Here is a 15,389-nt window from a genome sequence, read left to right as displayed (position 1 = left end):
ACGATCCGTTGTTCATCTCCAACTACGTCACCATCAACCTGCTCGACCCCGTCAAGAATACCCCGGGCGTCGGCGACGCTTTTCTGTGGGGCCCGCAGGACTACGCGATGCGGGCTTGGGTCCGAACCGACAGGCTGACCGGGCTCAATCTCACGACCGGCGACATCATCAATGCGATCCAGTCGCAGAACATCCAGGCCGCCGTCGGACGCATCGGCGCAAGGCCGATTTCGGACGATCAGCAGCTACAGCTCAACATTCAGACCAAGGGCCGCCTGAACTCACCCGAGGAGTTCAGCAACATCATCGTGCGCACCAATCCGGACGGATCCGTGCTGCGCCTGAGCGACGTTGCGAGGCTGGAATTGGGCGCCGCCAATCTGGACCGGGATACGCGGTTCAACGGCGGCCCCGCGGCGGTGATTGCCATCTTCCAATCGCCGGGCGCCAATGCCATCAGCACCCTCAAGGCCGTGCGCGATCGCTTGACCGAACTGAAAACGCGATTCCCCGACGATCTCGAATGGAAGGTGACTTACGATCCGACAACCTTCGTCACCGACACCATCCATGAAGTTCAAAAGACGCTGCTCGAGGCATTCGTCCTCGTCGTCATCGTGGTCTTTTTGTTTCTGGGGAGCGTACGGGCAACCTTGATCCCGATGTTTGCGGTGCCGGTCAGTCTGATCGGCACCTTCATCGTGCTCAAGGCGATAGGATATTCGGCCAATACGGTATCCCTTCTGGCGATCGTGCTGGCCATCGGCATCGTCGTCGACGATGCCATCGTGGTGGTCGAGAATGTCGAGAGGGTGATGGAGGAGCATCCTGAGCTATCCCCCGGCGAGGCGACCAAACTGGCGATGGGCGAGATCATCGCCCCCATCATCGCCATCACCCTGGTACTGCTCTCGGTGTTCGTGCCGGTGGCCTTCATCCCCGGCATTTCCGGCGAGCTGTTCCGCCAGTTCGCCGTCACGGTCGCGGTCGCGATGTTTCTGTCGGCGATCAACGCGCTCACCTTGTCGCCGGCGCTCTGCGGGGTCTTGCTGCGGCCACAGCACGGACCCCGGCGCGGCGTGATGGGGTTTGTGATGCGCTCTATCGATCGGGTGCGTGACGCCTATGGGAGTGCGGTTGCCCGCATCGTCCGAATCTCGGTCATCGGACTCGCTGTCGTCGCGGTCTGCGCGGTCGGCGTCGTGGGCCTGACCAAGATCACCCCAACCGGGTTCTTGCCCGAGGATGATCAGGGCGCGCTGTTCGTGGTCGCGCAATTGCCCGGCGGCGCGTCGGTGGAACGGACTTCGGAGGTGATCCGCCAGGCTGAAGCCATCGTGAAGGAGGAGCCGGCTGTCGCCGACTATACGTCGGCGATCGGATTGAACTTCATCGACAACTACTCGCAGTCGAACGCGGCGTTCATGGTGTTGTCGTTCAAACCCTTCGACGAGCGCAAGGACGCTTCGCTCGGGGCGCCGGAGGTGATCAAGCGGCTCGGCGCCAAGCTCCGGCAGATCCAGGGCGGAATCGTCGTACCGCTGGCGCCGCCACCGATCGTCGGCCTCGGCACCGGAGGTGGGTTCACCTACGTGCTGGAGGATCTCCGCGGCGGCGACCCGAAGGCGCTGGCGCAGGTCGTCCGCGGGCTCATGGTTGCCGCCAACCAGGATCCGCGGCTAAGCCGCGTGTTCAGCACGTTCTCGGCAACGAACCCGTCGATCTACCTCGACATCGATCGCGACAAGGCACAGATCCTTGGCGTGCCGCTGAGCTCCGTTTTCCAGGCGCTGCAGGCTTCGCTCGGCGGATATTTCGTCAACAACATGAATCTGTTCGGCCGGACCTGGCAGGTCCAGGTTCAGGCCGAAGCTGCCGACCGGGCCAGTATCGACGACATTTATCGGATCAATGTCCGCAATGGCAAAGGAGAGATGATCCCGCTCCGCAGTCTGGTGGAAGTTCGCGTCGTGGTCGGGTCGCCGTCGCTGATCCGCTACAACAACCTCCGCGCCGTGACCGTTCAGGGGGCGCCCGCGCCCGGTGTCTCGTCCGGGCAAGCGCTCAAGGCCATGGAGGAGGTGGCCACACGCACGCTTCCTCCCGGATTCGCCGGCGAATGGACCGACACCGCGTTCCAGGAGAAGCGCGCCGAGGGCAAGACCGGGATTATTCTCGGCTTTGCGGTGCTGTTTGCATATCTCTTCCTGGTCGGACTCTACGAGAGCTGGACCATTCCGGTGCCCGTGCTGCTGTCGGTGACGGTTGGCATCCTGGGATCGTTTGCCGCGATTGTGCTCGCCGGTCTGACGCTCGATCTCTACGCGCAAATCGGCATCATCGTGCTGATAGGGCTTGCCGCGAAGAACGGCATTCTGATCGTCGAATTTGCGAAGGAGAAGCGCGAGCACGGGGTGCCCTTGCTCGAGGCGGCAACCGAAGGGGCGAGGCAGCGCTTCCGCCCGGTGATGATGACGTCGTTCGCCTTCATCCTCGGTCTGCTTCCTCTGGTGGTTGCCGTCGGCGCCTCGCAGCTCGCTCGACGCGACGTCGGAACCCCGGTGTTCGGCGGCATGATCTTCGCCTCGTTCTTCGGCATCTTCGTCATTCCGCCGCTTTACGTGACCTTCCAGGCGATCCGCGAACGCATCAGGCCATCGGCCCGTCCTCAAAAAGCGGTTGAGCCGAGCGCGGACCCGGCGGAATGATGGCGTATCGCGTCACGATGTTGGGATCGAGCGTTCTCGACTCCACTCTCAGCAGAGATCGGCCGTCAGATTTGGGGAGAAAATTGGAGTCAAGATGCGCCGAATGAGCAGAGCCGAATCGCACAAATGCCGGTCCCCCAGTGGTTTCTGAGCATCTATGCATCGCTATAAGTTGCTGGCCTGGCCGGAATCGAACAGCGCGCTTCGCGGAACTCATTTTGCGTTCGATGGAGGCCAAGGCGGCCGCCCTAGCCTCCGTTGCCATTGCCATTGCCGTTCTCCGCTTCCTCGCCGATGTGCTCGACTGAGACCACATGCTCGTCCTCGGCGGTGTCGAACACGATGACGCCCTGGGTGGAGCGGCCGGCAATCCGGATGCCCTCGACCGGGCAGCGGATCAACTGGCCCTTGTCGGTCACCAGCATGATCTGGTCGCTGTCCTCGACCGGGAACGAGGCCACCAGCTTGCCATTGCGGTCGTTGACCGACATCGCCACGATGCCTTTGCCGCCGCGCCCCGTCGTACGGTATTCGAACGACGAGGTGCGCTTGCCGTAGCCGTTGACAGAGACCGTCAGCACCACCTGCTCCTGCGCCGACATTTCCACATAGCGCTCGGAGCTGAGCTGAAGGGCGCCCGACGTTTCCTCGGCCTCGGCTTCCGGTGCCTCCTCGGCCGCGGCCTCGCCGGCCACCGCGCGACGCATCTTCAGGTAGGCCGACCGCTCGTCCGACGTCGCCTCGACGTGGCGCAGGATCGACAGCGAGATCACCTTGTCGTCCTTGGGCAGCGCGATGCCGCGCACGCCCATCGAGGTGCGGCCGGTGAACACCCGCACATCGGTGACGGGGAAACGGATGCACTGGCCGCCGGCCGCGGTCAGCAGCACGTCGTCGCGCTCGGTACAGATCTGAACGTCGACGATGGCCTCGTCCTCGTCGAGCTTCATGGCGATGATGCCGGAACGGCGGACGTCGACGAAATCCGACAGCTTGTTGCGGCGGACGTTGCCGCCGGTGGTCGCGAACATGACGTCGAGATTGGCCCAGGAGGATTCATCCTCCGGCAGCGGCATGATGGTGGTGATGCGTTCGCCCTGCTCCAGCGGCAGGATGTTGATCAGCGCCTTGCCGCGTCCGTTCGGCGCCGCCACCGGCAGCCGCCAGACCTTTTCCTTGTAGACCTGGCCGCGCGAGGAGAAGAACAGCACCGGCGTATGGGTCGAGGCCACGAACAGCCTCGAGACAAAATCCTCGTCGCGGGTCTGCATGCCCGCCCTGCCCTTGCCGCCGCGGCGCTGGGCGCGATAGGCCGACAGCGGCACCCGCTTGACGTAGCCGGCATGCGACACCGTGACCACCATATCCTCGCGCTGGATCAGGTCTTCGTCCTCGACCTCGTTCTCCTGGTCGACGATGACGGTTTTGCGCGGGGTGGCGAATTCGTTCTTCACGTCCGTCAGTTCGGTCTTGATGATGGCCTGGACGCGGGCGCGCGAGCGCAGGATGTCGAGGTAGTCGGCGATTTCCACCGCCAGCTTGTCGAGCTCCTCGCCGATCTCCTCGCGCCCGAGCGCGGTGAGGCGCTGCAGCCGCAGGTCGAGAATGGCCTTGGCCTGTTCCATCGACAGCCGTGCGGTGCCGTCGGGATTGAGCCGGTGGCGCGGATCGTCGATCAGCGTGATCATCGCCGAGACGTCCTTGGCCTGCCAGTCGCGCGACATCAGGGTTTCGCGGGCCGTGTTGGGATCGGGCGAGGTCCGGATCACGCGAATGATCTCGTCGATATTGGCGACCGCAATCGCGAGACCGACCAGGATGTGGGCGCGGTCGCGGGCCTTGTTGAGCAGGAATTTGGTGCGCCGGGTCACTACCTGCTCGCGGAAGGCGACGAACAGCGTGAGCAGGTCGCGCAGGTTCATCAGCTGCGGCCGGCCGGCGTCGAGCGCCACCATGTTAGCGCCGAAATTGGATTGCAGCGGCGTGAAGCGGTAGAGCTGGTTCAGCACCACGTCCGCCATGGCGTCGCGCTTGAGTTCGACCACGACGCGCATGCCGTCGCGGTCGGATTCGTCGCGCAGATCGGCAATACCCTCGATCTGCTTCTCGCGATGCAGCTCACTGATGCGCGCCACCATCGTCGCCTTGTTCACCTGGTAGGGAATCTCGGTGATGATGATCGCTTCGCGATCCCTGCGGATGGTGTCGATCTTGACCTTGCCGCGCATCACGATCGAGCCGCGGCCGAGATGATAGGCCGCGCGAATGCCCTGGCGCCCGAGGATGATGCCGCCGGTCGGGAAATCCGGGCCCGGGACGATGTTGATGAGTTCGTCGATGGAAAGCCCGGGATTGTCGATCAGGGCCACGCAGGCGTCGATCACCTCGCCCAGATTATGGGGCGGGATGTTGGTCGCCATGCCGACGGCGATGCCGCCGGCGCCGTTGACGAGCAGATTGGGGAATTTCGCCGGCAGGACCGTCGGCTCGCGATCCTTGTCGTCGTAATTGGCCTGGAAATCGACGGTGTCCTTGTCGATGTCGTCGAGCAGGGTCTGCGCGATCTTGGTCAGGCGAGATTCGGTGTAGCGCATCGCGGCCGGCATATCGCCGTCGACCGAGCCGAAATTGCCCTGGCCGTCGATCAGCGGCACGCGCATGGAGAAATCCTGCGCCATGCGCACCAGCGCGTCGTAGACCGACTGGTCGCCGTGGGGATGGTATTTGCCGATCACGTCGCCGACGGTGCGCGCCGACTTGTTGTGTGACTTGTTCCACTCGAAGCCGTTCTCGTACATCGCGTAGAGAATGCGCCGGTGCACCGGCTTCAGCCCGTCGCGCGCATCCGGCAGCGCGCGCGCCACGATCACGCTCATGGCGTAATCGAGGTAGGAGCGTTTCATCTCGTCGAGGATGGATACGGGACGAATATCGGAAGGCGCCGGCGGCTCGCCGGGGGGCTTATCTTCAGGCTCAGACAAAGGGGGAATCCGGTCAGTTCTTGCTTGAGAATCATATAGCGTATCGGGGGTCTCCAAACCACCCTTAAACGCTCACGCCAAGCGCTTTTTCCCTTCGTTTTTCCAGAGACTTACGGGGACCGGCGAGCCTTCGCGGGAAGGCCGCGGAACCAGCTTCCGGAACCGGTTTGGCGGGCGCCTTTTCAAGGCCGAAAATGCACCGGCAGCGCTGTCGTTCCGGGGGACGGCTATTGGCCGAACACGACGGCGTGCATGATCCGCCCCGGCACCAGCGTGAACAGCCCGGCGATGACAAGCGCGCCGGTGAAAATGCCGATCATGAAACCGCGATGAGCGACGACGCGATGCCGATGCGCCAGCCACACCGCGAGCGGAAGCATGATCAGCGTGAAGATCGACAACAGATGGATCGGGCTCCAGGGACCGACGATCCGCAGCTGTTGGATCCAGAACGAACTGATCGCCACCGCGGCCATCAGCAGGACCCAGATCCAGCCGATGGTGCGATGGGGCAAGGTCCCCTTCGGCGCGGCGAACTGCACGAGCCCGAGCACGAAAGCGGTCATCGCGGCGAAGGCGTGAAGCGGGATCGCCGGGGCTGCGTCAAGCAGCGGCACCAGGGTCATGATGCAGGGCCCTAATGTTAATTGGCCTAACATTATGTTAGTACCATTAACATCTGCTTTGGGTCAACTTATGCCTGGGGTCAACGCAACCCGCCGCCCGCGCGGTCGGAAGAGCGCGGCCGCCGACTTAATCCCCTCTCAGAAATCCCTCTCAGAAAGGAATGTCGTCGTCCATGTCGCTGTTGCGGGCGCCGGCGGCGGCGACCGCGCGGCGCGGGGCTGCGGTGGACGAACCGAAATCGCCGCCCTGGTCATCGGCGCCGATACCGCCGCCACTTCCGCCGCTGCGGCCCTCGAGCATGGTCAGCACCGAGTTGAAGCCCTGCAGCACCACTTCGGTCGAGTATTTCTCGACCCCGCTGGCGTCAGTCCATTTGCGGGTCTGCAGCGCGCCCTCGATGTAAACCTTGGCGCCCTTCTTGAGATACTGCTCGACGATCTTGCAGAGCGGCTCGGAGAAGATCACGACCCGATGCCACTCGGTCTTTTCCTTGCGCTCGCCGGTCGCCTTGTCGCGCCAGGTATCGGATGTCGCCACGCTCAGATTGGCGATCGGCCGCCCGTCCTGGGTCCGCCTGATCTCGGGGTCCTTGCCGAGATTACCGACCAAAATCACCTTGTTCACACTTCCCGCCATCGCCGCTCTCCACTCTCGAAAACCACTCCCCTTAAGGGGACACCTGTTGATCGCGACCCTATACGCTCGCCGATGCGGCGAGCCGGCCGATCCCCGGTTATCCACATATAGCATCGCCGGGGACGATGTTCCAGTTTTGTTCCACCGCAAAACGGCACAAAATCTCGGGCGGCGGTACCCGATGCCGGGGCGAGATTGCCGGTCCGCCTGGGAAGCCCCGAGCGCTCTCCGGAAACGTCCGAAAATCCCAACAAATCATTAACTTCCGAAGCTTCACTTCGTGGGCCGGTGTTGCATTTCGGAGACGCCCCTGGCGCTTTCGATCGGTTATATTGGCCGCGAAAACTGGAGTGGAATCGCCGCGCGCGAGTGCCTTTCGTGAAAACGCTTCGAGAAAAAGCCGACCAAGCAACAAGAAGCGAAAAAGAAGAGCTGGAGAAAACGATGAAAAAGTTTTTGCTGGGTATCGTCGGTCTCGCCGCCTTGAGCCTGGCTGCTCCCGCCTTCGCGGCCGATCTGGCGCCCGCCCCCTACTCCAAGGCGCCGCCCCCGATGATAGCGGCGATGTATGACTGGAGCGGCTTCTATCTCGGTCTCAATGGCGGCGGCGGCTGGAGCCACAACTGCTGGACCAACACCAGTGTGCTTAGCGTGCCTACCGTTCCGACGGTTTCGGAAGGCTGCAGCAATGCGACCGGGGGCATGGCCGGCGGCCAGATGGGGTATCGATGGCAGACCGGGCCAGTGGTGTTCGGCGTCGAGGCCCAGGGCGACTGGAGCGATCTGAAGGCATCGACTGTCAGCCTGTTCACCCCTGCCACCACCAACCAGACCCGCATCGACGGTCTCGGCCTCTTCACCGGCCAGGTCGGCTACGCCTGGAACAGCGTGCTCTGGTACGTCAAGGGCGGCGGCGCGGTTACCTCCAACCGATACACCGGCTTCGCCACGGTGGGCGGCCTGCCCATCGACCAGGGCAATGAAATCCGTTGGGGCGGCACGGCCGGTACCGGTTTCGAAGTCTCCTTCGCGCCGAACTGGTCGCTTGGGGTCGAATACGATCATCTGTTCATGGGCTCCGGCACCAACAATCTGGTCTCGAACGGCACTGTCCCTCCGCTCGGCACGCCGACGCGCACGGACAGCATCCGCCAGGACGTCGACATGGTCACCGCCCGCATCAACTATCGCTGGGGCGGCCCGGTGGTCGCGAAATATTGATCGCGGTCTGAACCAAGCCTAACGCATTTCGAAATTGAAAAGGCCGGCTTCCCGCCGGCCTTTTTGCTGCGCGCACGAGAAACGTCTGCCTTGATTTTGCCACAGCGTTTCCGCCGCGGATGTGGCCTTCGGGTCACGGTATTTCACGGTCGATTGAGCTAAAAATTCCCCGCTTCGAATGATCGAGCCGACCCGTGTCGAGAACCGGCGGCTTCAAAATCAAGAACGTGAACTGAAACGGAAGAGAGAACGATGAAAAAGCTATTGTTGGCCGCGGTCGGTTTGTCAGCCCTCGGGATCGCCCCTGCGCTGGCGGCGGATCTGGCTCCGCGGACTTACGCCAAGGCGCCCCCTCCGATCATGGCGCCCGTCTACGACTGGGCCGGCTTCTACATCGGTCTCAACGGCGGCGGCGCCTCGAGCCGCGAGTGCTACACCATCAATAGCGTCGCAGGCGTCGCGGTGCCCCCGAACTCGGAAGGCTGCCACAACGCCAGCGGCGGTCTGGTCGGCGGCCAGGTCGGCTATCGCTGGCAGTCCACCAATTGGGTGTTCGGCCTGGAAGCCCAGGGCGATTGGGCTGATCTTTCGGGATCGAATGCCAGCCTGACGGCGTTCCCGATTCCCTACACCAACCAGACCAAGATCGACGCGCTGGGCCTCTTCACCGGCCAGGTCGGCTACGCCTGGAACAACGTGCTCTGGTACGTCAAGGGCGGCGCCGCCGTCTCCGACAACAAGTATTCGAGCTTCTTCACCGGGACCGGCGTGATCTTCAACCAGACCACCGAAACCCGCTGGGGCGGCGCGGTCGGTACCGGCATCGAAATCGGCTTTGCGCCGAACTGGTCGGTTGGTTTCGAATACGACCACCTGTTCATGGGCAATTCCAACGTCACGTTCCCGACCTCGGCGATTGCGGTCACCCGCAGCGACAGCATCCGCCAGGACGTCGACATGGGCACGGTCCGGATCAACTATCGGTTCGGCGGCCCGGTGGTCGCGAGGTACTGAGCTTCGCGGGACCTTTGGGCTCCTGCCATCTAGAAAAGGCCGGCCTCGCGCCGGCCTTTTTGCTTGCGCTTTTGTCGTTTGCCCGCGCGGCTACTGCCGCCTGCCGCCATCGAATCAATAACCCGTTGATGGTTTGCTCGGGACACTGGAAATTCCTGCCCGTTCTTCCTATGTTCCGAGATCAGCCACTGGCGCGCGATCCCGGTGTTTTCCCGGCGATGCGCGCCCGAATGTGCGCGCGTCAACGCGCCTGGAAATGCCGACATGGATGAAGTGATCAGGGCGAAGCGTCAGCAGACCACGGGCTCCGGCACGCGCGCGATTACGATTCGCGGAGCGCGCGAGCATAATCTGAAAAACATCGACGTCGAGATTCCGCGCGACCGGCTGGTGGTGTTCACCGGGTTGTCCGGTTCCGGAAAATCCTCGCTCGCCTTCGACACCATCTATGCCGAGGGCCAGCGCCGCTATGTCGAATCCCTGTCGGCCTATGCGCGCCAGTTTTTGGAGATGATGCAGAAGCCGGACGTCGACCAGATCGACGGCCTGTCGCCGGCGATTTCGATCGAGCAGAAGACCACGTCGAAAAATCCGCGCTCCACCGTCGGCACCGTCACCGAGATCTACGACTACATGCGGCTGTTGTGGGCGCGCGTCGGCGTGCCCTACTCGCCCGCCACGGGATTGCCGATCGAGAGCCAGATCGTCTCGCAGATGGTCGACCGCGTATTGGCACTCCCCGAGGGCACGCGGCTCTATCTCTTGGCGCCGGTCGTGCGCGGCCGCAAGGGCGAATATCGGAAGGAACTCGCCGAATACCTCAAGAAGGGATTTCAGCGGGTCAAGATCGACGGCACCTTCTATGAACTGGCGGAAGCGCCGGTGCTCGACAAGAAGTTTCCGCACGACATCGACGTCGTGGTCGACCGCATCGTGGTGCGGCCCGACATCGGCCAGCGGCTGGCGGAGAGTTTTGAGACCGCGCTGAAGCTCGCCGAAGGGCTGGCGGTGATCGAATATGTGGACGTGCCGGCGGCGGTGGTCGCGGACGAGAAGAAAAAGACCGCAAAAATCCACGACAAGAGCGGCCCCGAACGCATCCTGTTCTCGGAAAAATTCGCCTGCCCGGTTTCCGGCTTTACCATTCCGGAAATCGAGCCGCGGCTGTTTTCGTTCAACAACCCCTATGGCGCCTGCCCGGCCTGCGGCGGACTCGGCGTCGAGCAGCATATCGACGAAGACCTCGTCATTCCCGACAAGGAATTGACCTTGCGCAAGGGCGCGATCGCGCCATGGGCGAAATCGTCCTCGCCGTACTACGTCCAGACCCTGACCGCGCTGGCGAAATTCTACAAGTTCACGCTCGACACCAAATGGAAGGACCTGCCGAAGAAGACGCAGGCTGCCATCCTGCACGGTTCCGGCGAGGATGAGATCAAATTCTCCTATGAAGACGGCGTGCGCTCCTACGACACCAAGAAACCGTTCGAGGGCGTCATCACCAACATCGACCGCCGCTATCGCGAGACCGAAAGCGAATGGGCGCGCGAGGAACTCGCAAAATATTTCTCCGACGTGCCCTGCGCGGCCTGCAACGGTTTTCGCCTGAAGCCGGAGGCGCTCTGCGTCAAGATCGGCGGCAAGCACATCGGCGAGATCTCGGAACTGTCGGTGAAGCGCGCCGGCGAATGGTTCGAGACCGTGCCGAAAGCGCTCAACGCGCAGCAGAACGAGATCGCCGCGCGCGTGCTGAAGGAGATCCGCGAGCGGCTGTCGTTCCTGCTCGATGTCGGCCTGAACTACCTGACCTTGGCGCGCGCCTCCGGCACATTGAGCGGCGGCGAGAGCCAGCGCATTCGACTGGCCTCGCAGATCGGCTCGGGTCTCACCGGCGTGCTCTATGTGCTGGACGAGCCCTCGATCGGCCTGCACCAGCGCGACAATGCGCGGCTGCTGGAGACGCTGAAGCGGCTGCGCGACCTCGGCAACACCGTGATCGTGGTCGAGCATGACGAGGACGCCATCAGGCTCGCCGACCATGTGCTCGACATCGGCCCCGGCGCCGGCATGCATGGCGGCCATATCGTGGCGCAGGGCACGCCATCGGACATCATGAACAACCCGAACTCGCTGACCGGAAAATACCTCACCGGCGAGTTGTCGGTGGAAATCCCCGAGCGCCGGCCGCCGAACCATCGCCGCACCATAAAAGTCGTCAACGCGCGCGGCAACAATCTGAAAAACGTCTCGGCCGAAATTCCGCTGGGCCTGTTCACCTGCGTGACGGGCGTCTCCGGCGGCGGCAAGTCGACGCTGCTGATCGATACGCTCTACAAGGCGATCGCGCGAAAGCTTAACAACGCCAGCGAGGGCGCCGCCCCGCACGACCGCATCGAGGGGCTGGAGCATATCGACAAGATCATCGACATCGATCAGTCCCCGATCGGCCGTACCCCGCGCTCGAATCCGGCGACCTATACCGGTGCCTTCACCCCGATCCGCGAATGGTTTGCCGGCCTGCCCGAAGCCAAGGCGCGCGGCTACGAACCCGGCCGCTTCTCCTTCAACGTCAAGGGCGGCCGCTGCGAGGCCTGCCAGGGCGACGGCGTCATCAAGATCGAGATGCACTTCCTGCCCGATGTCTATGTCACCTGCGACGTCTGTAAGGGCAAGCGCTACAATCGCGAGACCCTCGAAGTCCTGTTCAAAGGCAAGAGCATCGCCGACGTGCTGGACATGACGGTCGAGGAAGCCGCCGAATTCTTCAAGGCGGTGCCGCGCGTCCGCGAAACCTTCAAGACGCTGCACCGCGTCGGCCTCGACTACATCCATGTCGGCCAGCAGGCCACAACGCTGTCCGGCGGCGAAGCCCAGCGCGTCAAGCTCGCCAAGGAACTGTCAAAGCGCGCCACCGGCCGCACGCTCTACATCCTGGACGAGCCGACCACCGGCCTGCACTTCCACGACGTCAAGAAGCTGCTGGAAGTGCTGCACGAGCTGGTCTCGCAGGGCAACACGGTGGTCGTGATCGAGCACAATCTCGAGGTCATCAAGACCGCCGACTGGGTGATCGACCTCGGCCCCGAGGGCGGCGACGGCGGCGGCGAAATCGTCGCCTGGGGTCCACCGGAGGATATCGTCAAGGCACCGCGGAGTTATACGGGGAAGTTCCTGGCCCCGGTGCTGGCGAGGGAGCGCGGCGGGAAAAGGAAACGCGGGACGAGCGAGGCGGCGGAGTAGCGGATTGAGTCAGATACTCGCCATCGTTCGAGGGCTCTTGAAGAGGCGTGAATATCTGATATCCCGACATGGCTATCGCGAACTAGAAGCTGATGATATTCTGTTAGAGGAAGTATTAGCCGGCATCGAGTCAGCCGTTGTGGTCGAGGAATATCCGGATTCTCGCAAGGAGCCATCCGTGTTGGTGTTGCAGCGCGACGGGCGTGGACTGCCAATTCACGTGATGTGGGGTGTCCCAAAGAATAGCGGGGCGCCGGCAGTGCTGGTAACCGCCTATCGACCGGCAACCGAGCGCTGGTCGCCTGACTTCATAAAACGGAAGAAGCCATGACGCGAAGATCAAGAGAGTTCATCCATGAAGGCAAGTATGCCGCCGAGGTCGCCGTCGATTTAATCGAGGACGATACCGCTTGGTCGCCATACCTGTCACCCGACGATACGCACAAGCTCGACACGGTCAGGTTGGCTTTGCGCCGCGGCGACGTTGCCGAGGCGGCGAAACACGGGCGAGTGTTCGAGCTGACGCCTGTTGCGGCAAAGTAGCCCATCGGATGGGTTGAGCTCTTCGCGAAACCTATCGACCTTCGCAAACTTCGACCAATGGGTATCGCTTTCGAGGCTGGGCGGTATGCCCAGCCTCTTTCGCTCCACCTATCCTATACACCCTCGCGCTTCTCCAGCGACACGGCGATGCGTTCCAAGAGGACGTTCATGCGGCGGGACTCCGCGACCTGTTGCTCATAGAGGTCGATCATGGTCGTGCCGGACTTTCCGCGCGCCTGCATGCCGGATCTGCGCGAAAGCCAGAACCAAAGGCCGATCAGCAGCAGAAACGGCAACCATGAGGCCGCCCAACGACGTCCAATCATTCATGAGCAGCGTCTCCTGTTTCATCGCAATCGGCAAGCGGTTGGCGGTAATCTTACACGGTTGGTGAGGCGGCAAGGCCGCGCGGTTCAATGTCCGTCATGGCCGGGCCTTGTCCCGGCCATCCACGTCTTGCTTGGTCGAAACAGCAAAGACGTGGATGCCCGGCATGACGCCGGGCATGACGACTCTGTTGCGGATTTGACGTCAGCGCGTAGGGCGGATTAGCCCAACGGGTCCGCGCGAAGCGCGGCCCGATGACAGGCTCCGGCGTAATCCGCCGTTCCGCCACTATGCGATGGCGGATTACGCTACGCTAATCCGCCCTACCTCGTCGCACTGCGCCGTCAGAATCGGTCGTCGTCCCGGCGATGCGGTTTCCATTCGTCGATCACCGCCTCCACGAACCCGTTTGGATCGGCGCAAAACTCCCGCATCAGCTTGTAGTGATCCGTCTCCTCGACGCTCACCGGCTCCAGCCCATCCTTCGTCAGCCGCAGCAGCCGCGCGTTGGGATAGGCCATCAGCATCGGCGAGTGCGTGGCCATCACGACCTGGCAGATTGTGCTCTCTTCCATCCGGCGCAGAAGTTTCAGGAATTCCATCTGCCGCGCCGGCGACAGCGCCGCCTCCGGTTCATCGAAGATGAAAATGCCCTGGCGCTGGCAGCGCTCCTCGAAGAAACGCATAAAGCCCTCGCCGTGCGAATGCGACAGGAAATTCGCCGACGGGCTGCCGGCCGCATCGAGATACCGCGCGACCGAGAAAAAGCTCTCGGCGCGAAAGAACCAGCCGTTGGTGATCTTCGGCAGCCAGCTCGCGCGCAGCGCGGCCGACAACGCGCCGCCCATCTTCTCCAGGGCATCCGAATGGTCGACCGGCCTGTAACCCTTGCCGCCGCCGGCCTCGTCATAGCCGGCGAGCACGGCGACGCCTTCCAGCAGCGTGGATTTGCCGGTGCCGTTCTCGCCGACGATGATGGTGATCGGCTTATCGAAACTAAGCTCGAAATCGTCGCGCAGGAACGGCAGGCAGAACGGATAGGCCGCGCGGTCGGCGATAACAGCGGGATCGAGCCAGATGCGCCGGAGATAGGGCGCCGGCAGGTTGATCGTTCGATTTCGTCTCGAGGCCATGCGCGCTCCCGGCTGAACAACACCATCTCCGTTGCTTATACTAGGATTGGCCTGCAATCCCAGATGGCAACCGGTCCGCCCGATGCGAAGCCGCACCTACACCCTGTTCCGCAACGCCATCCTCGGCGAGCAGCAGGTCGTGTGCAGCTATGACGGCCGCCGCCGCGAACTGTGTCCCCACATCATCGGCAGCAACAAAAGCGGCGAAGAGGTCGTGCTGGCGTGGCAGTTCGCCGGCGAGAGCAGCGGCAGGCTGCCGCAATGGCGATGCCTGAGACTGGCCAATGTCGGAAATGCCAAAGCGCGCGAAGGGCGCTGGTATGCGGGCGGTTCGCACAAGACATCGCAGAAATGCGTGACCGAGATCGACCTCGATATCAACATTCACGTGCGCAAGCTGCGCTAGCGCAGTCGATCTCGTGCGCATCGCCTTTGCGAATTTGAAAGCACCAATTCGTTCACTTCACCCAGGCAACGCCGGCGTTGATTTTGCCCGACGGGCAAATCACGCGCGCATCCGGCAATTCAAAGTCCAGCCCCGCTGCGAAAAATATTCCGCTTTCGCCGTTGCTAAAATCAGTTTTAAAAATAGGCATCCCGTTCCACAGGAGGGGCGGCTCGCGATCGTCACGGACGCGGAACGGGATGCGGTGGACGCGGATGCGCCTTTGACGAACGGCACTGAAGCGGACGGCGAAGTCGTGTGGTCCTGACGCCTCGACGCTGGCGTCAAGTTGGCGGAGCGATCTGCTGATGACGGTGACAACAAAGCCCGGTCACCGGGGAGAGCACGAAGGAACCCGTTAAAACCATTGCGCGGGGAATGCCGGGTGTTTCCGGTGTGACCGTGGTGACTACGCTTGTGTGCTTTTTTATCTTGCACGCAAGGCTGCGGGTGCGTCGTGCACCCGGTATTCCCTGCGCCCTCTGGTTGGAGGGCAAGGAAATTGATAGCAAAC

14 protein-coding genes are annotated in these 15,389 nt (G+C 62.7%); 8 read left to right on the top strand and 6 right to left on the bottom strand.

Going from position 1 to position 15,389, the window contains the following annotated elements; translation table 11 throughout:
- Nucleotides 1-2,708: efflux RND transporter permease subunit (locus VK804_RS08075; RefSeq protein WP_325369683.1), on the top strand; the 2,708-nt coding region annotated here is incomplete at its 5' end.
- A gap of 248 nt (nt 2,709-2,956) precedes the next feature.
- On the opposite strand, the gene gyrA is transcribed toward VK804_RS08075, so the two are convergent.
- The 3 genes from gyrA to VK804_RS08060 form a co-directional block, all read right to left on the bottom strand.
- Entirely contained in the window at nt 2,957-5,689 is a 2,733-nt protein-coding gene (gyrA, locus tag VK804_RS08070; RefSeq protein WP_325369681.1) for a DNA gyrase subunit A, read from the bottom strand.
- A gap of 227 nt (nt 5,690-5,916) precedes the next feature.
- Nucleotides 5,917-6,315, bottom strand: coding sequence for a DUF2306 domain-containing protein (locus VK804_RS08065; protein WP_325369679.1), 399 nt, complete (start codon nt 6,313-6,315; stop codon nt 5,917-5,919).
- A gap of 151 nt (nt 6,316-6,466) precedes the next feature.
- Nucleotides 6,467-6,952, bottom strand: coding sequence for a single-stranded DNA-binding protein (locus VK804_RS08060; RefSeq protein WP_325369677.1), 486 nt, complete (start codon nt 6,950-6,952; stop codon nt 6,467-6,469).
- 444 nt (nt 6,953-7,396) lie between these two features.
- Here VK804_RS08060 and VK804_RS08055 point away from each other — a divergent pair, with 444 nt between their 5' ends.
- The 5 genes from VK804_RS08055 to VK804_RS08035 all read left to right on the top strand — a co-directional run bounded on the left by VK804_RS08055 (nt 7,397) and on the right by VK804_RS08035 (nt 12,970).
- Nucleotides 7,397-8,173: an outer membrane protein gene (locus VK804_RS08055; protein ID WP_325369675.1), complete on the top strand. Its 777-nt coding sequence runs from the start codon at nt 7,397-7,399 to the stop codon at nt 8,171-8,173.
- A gap of 252 nt (nt 8,174-8,425) precedes the next feature.
- Entirely contained in the window at nt 8,426-9,187 is a 762-nt protein-coding gene (locus VK804_RS08050) for an outer membrane protein (protein ID WP_325369673.1), read from the top strand.
- Between the two features lie 264 nt (nt 9,188-9,451).
- Nucleotides 9,452-12,427: an excinuclease ABC subunit UvrA gene (gene uvrA / locus VK804_RS08045; protein WP_325369671.1), complete on the top strand. Its 2,976-nt coding sequence runs from the start codon at nt 9,452-9,454 to the stop codon at nt 12,425-12,427.
- A gap of 4 nt (nt 12,428-12,431) precedes the next feature.
- Nucleotides 12,432-12,758, top strand: a complete 327-nt coding sequence (locus tag VK804_RS08040) for a DUF4258 domain-containing protein (RefSeq protein WP_325369669.1) — start codon at nt 12,432-12,434, stop codon at nt 12,756-12,758.
- Entirely contained in the window at nt 12,755-12,970 is a 216-nt protein-coding gene (locus tag VK804_RS08035) for a hypothetical protein (protein WP_325369667.1), read from the top strand. The genes VK804_RS08040 and VK804_RS08035 overlap by 4 nt, the downstream gene beginning before the upstream one ends.
- A 113-nt stretch (nt 12,971-13,083) precedes the next feature.
- Here VK804_RS08035 and VK804_RS08030 read toward each other — a convergent pair whose 3' ends face one another.
- On the bottom strand, nt 13,084-13,266 hold the full coding sequence (locus VK804_RS08030) for a hypothetical protein (RefSeq protein ID WP_325369665.1): 183 nt from the start codon (nt 13,264-13,266) through the stop codon (nt 13,084-13,086).
- Between the two features lie 375 nt (nt 13,267-13,641).
- Nucleotides 13,642-14,430: an AAA family ATPase gene (locus VK804_RS08025; RefSeq protein WP_325369662.1), complete on the bottom strand. Its 789-nt coding sequence runs from the start codon at nt 14,428-14,430 to the stop codon at nt 13,642-13,644.
- Nucleotides 14,431-14,512: 82 nt separating this feature from the next.
- Between VK804_RS08025 and VK804_RS08020 the strand changes: the two genes are divergently transcribed.
- Nucleotides 14,513-14,836 (top strand): hypothetical protein, encoded by a 324-nt coding sequence (locus tag VK804_RS08020; protein ID WP_325369660.1) that lies wholly within the window; start codon nt 14,513-14,515, stop codon nt 14,834-14,836.
- Between the two features lie 13 nt (nt 14,837-14,849).
- Nucleotides 14,850-15,143, top strand: coding sequence for a hypothetical protein (locus tag VK804_RS08015; protein ID WP_325369658.1), 294 nt, complete (start codon nt 14,850-14,852; stop codon nt 15,141-15,143).
- A 16-nt stretch (nt 15,144-15,159) separates the two neighbouring features.
- Here VK804_RS08015 and VK804_RS08010 read toward each other — a convergent pair.
- On the bottom strand, nt 15,160-15,389 hold a 230-nt coding region (locus VK804_RS08010), incomplete at its 5' end, for a hypothetical protein (RefSeq protein ID WP_325369657.1).

This window comes from Bradyrhizobium sp. (assembly GCF_035484855.1).
GTDB lineage: Bacteria > Pseudomonadota > Alphaproteobacteria > Rhizobiales > Xanthobacteraceae > Bradyrhizobium.
This window is presented reverse-complemented; position numbering and strand designations above follow the sequence as displayed.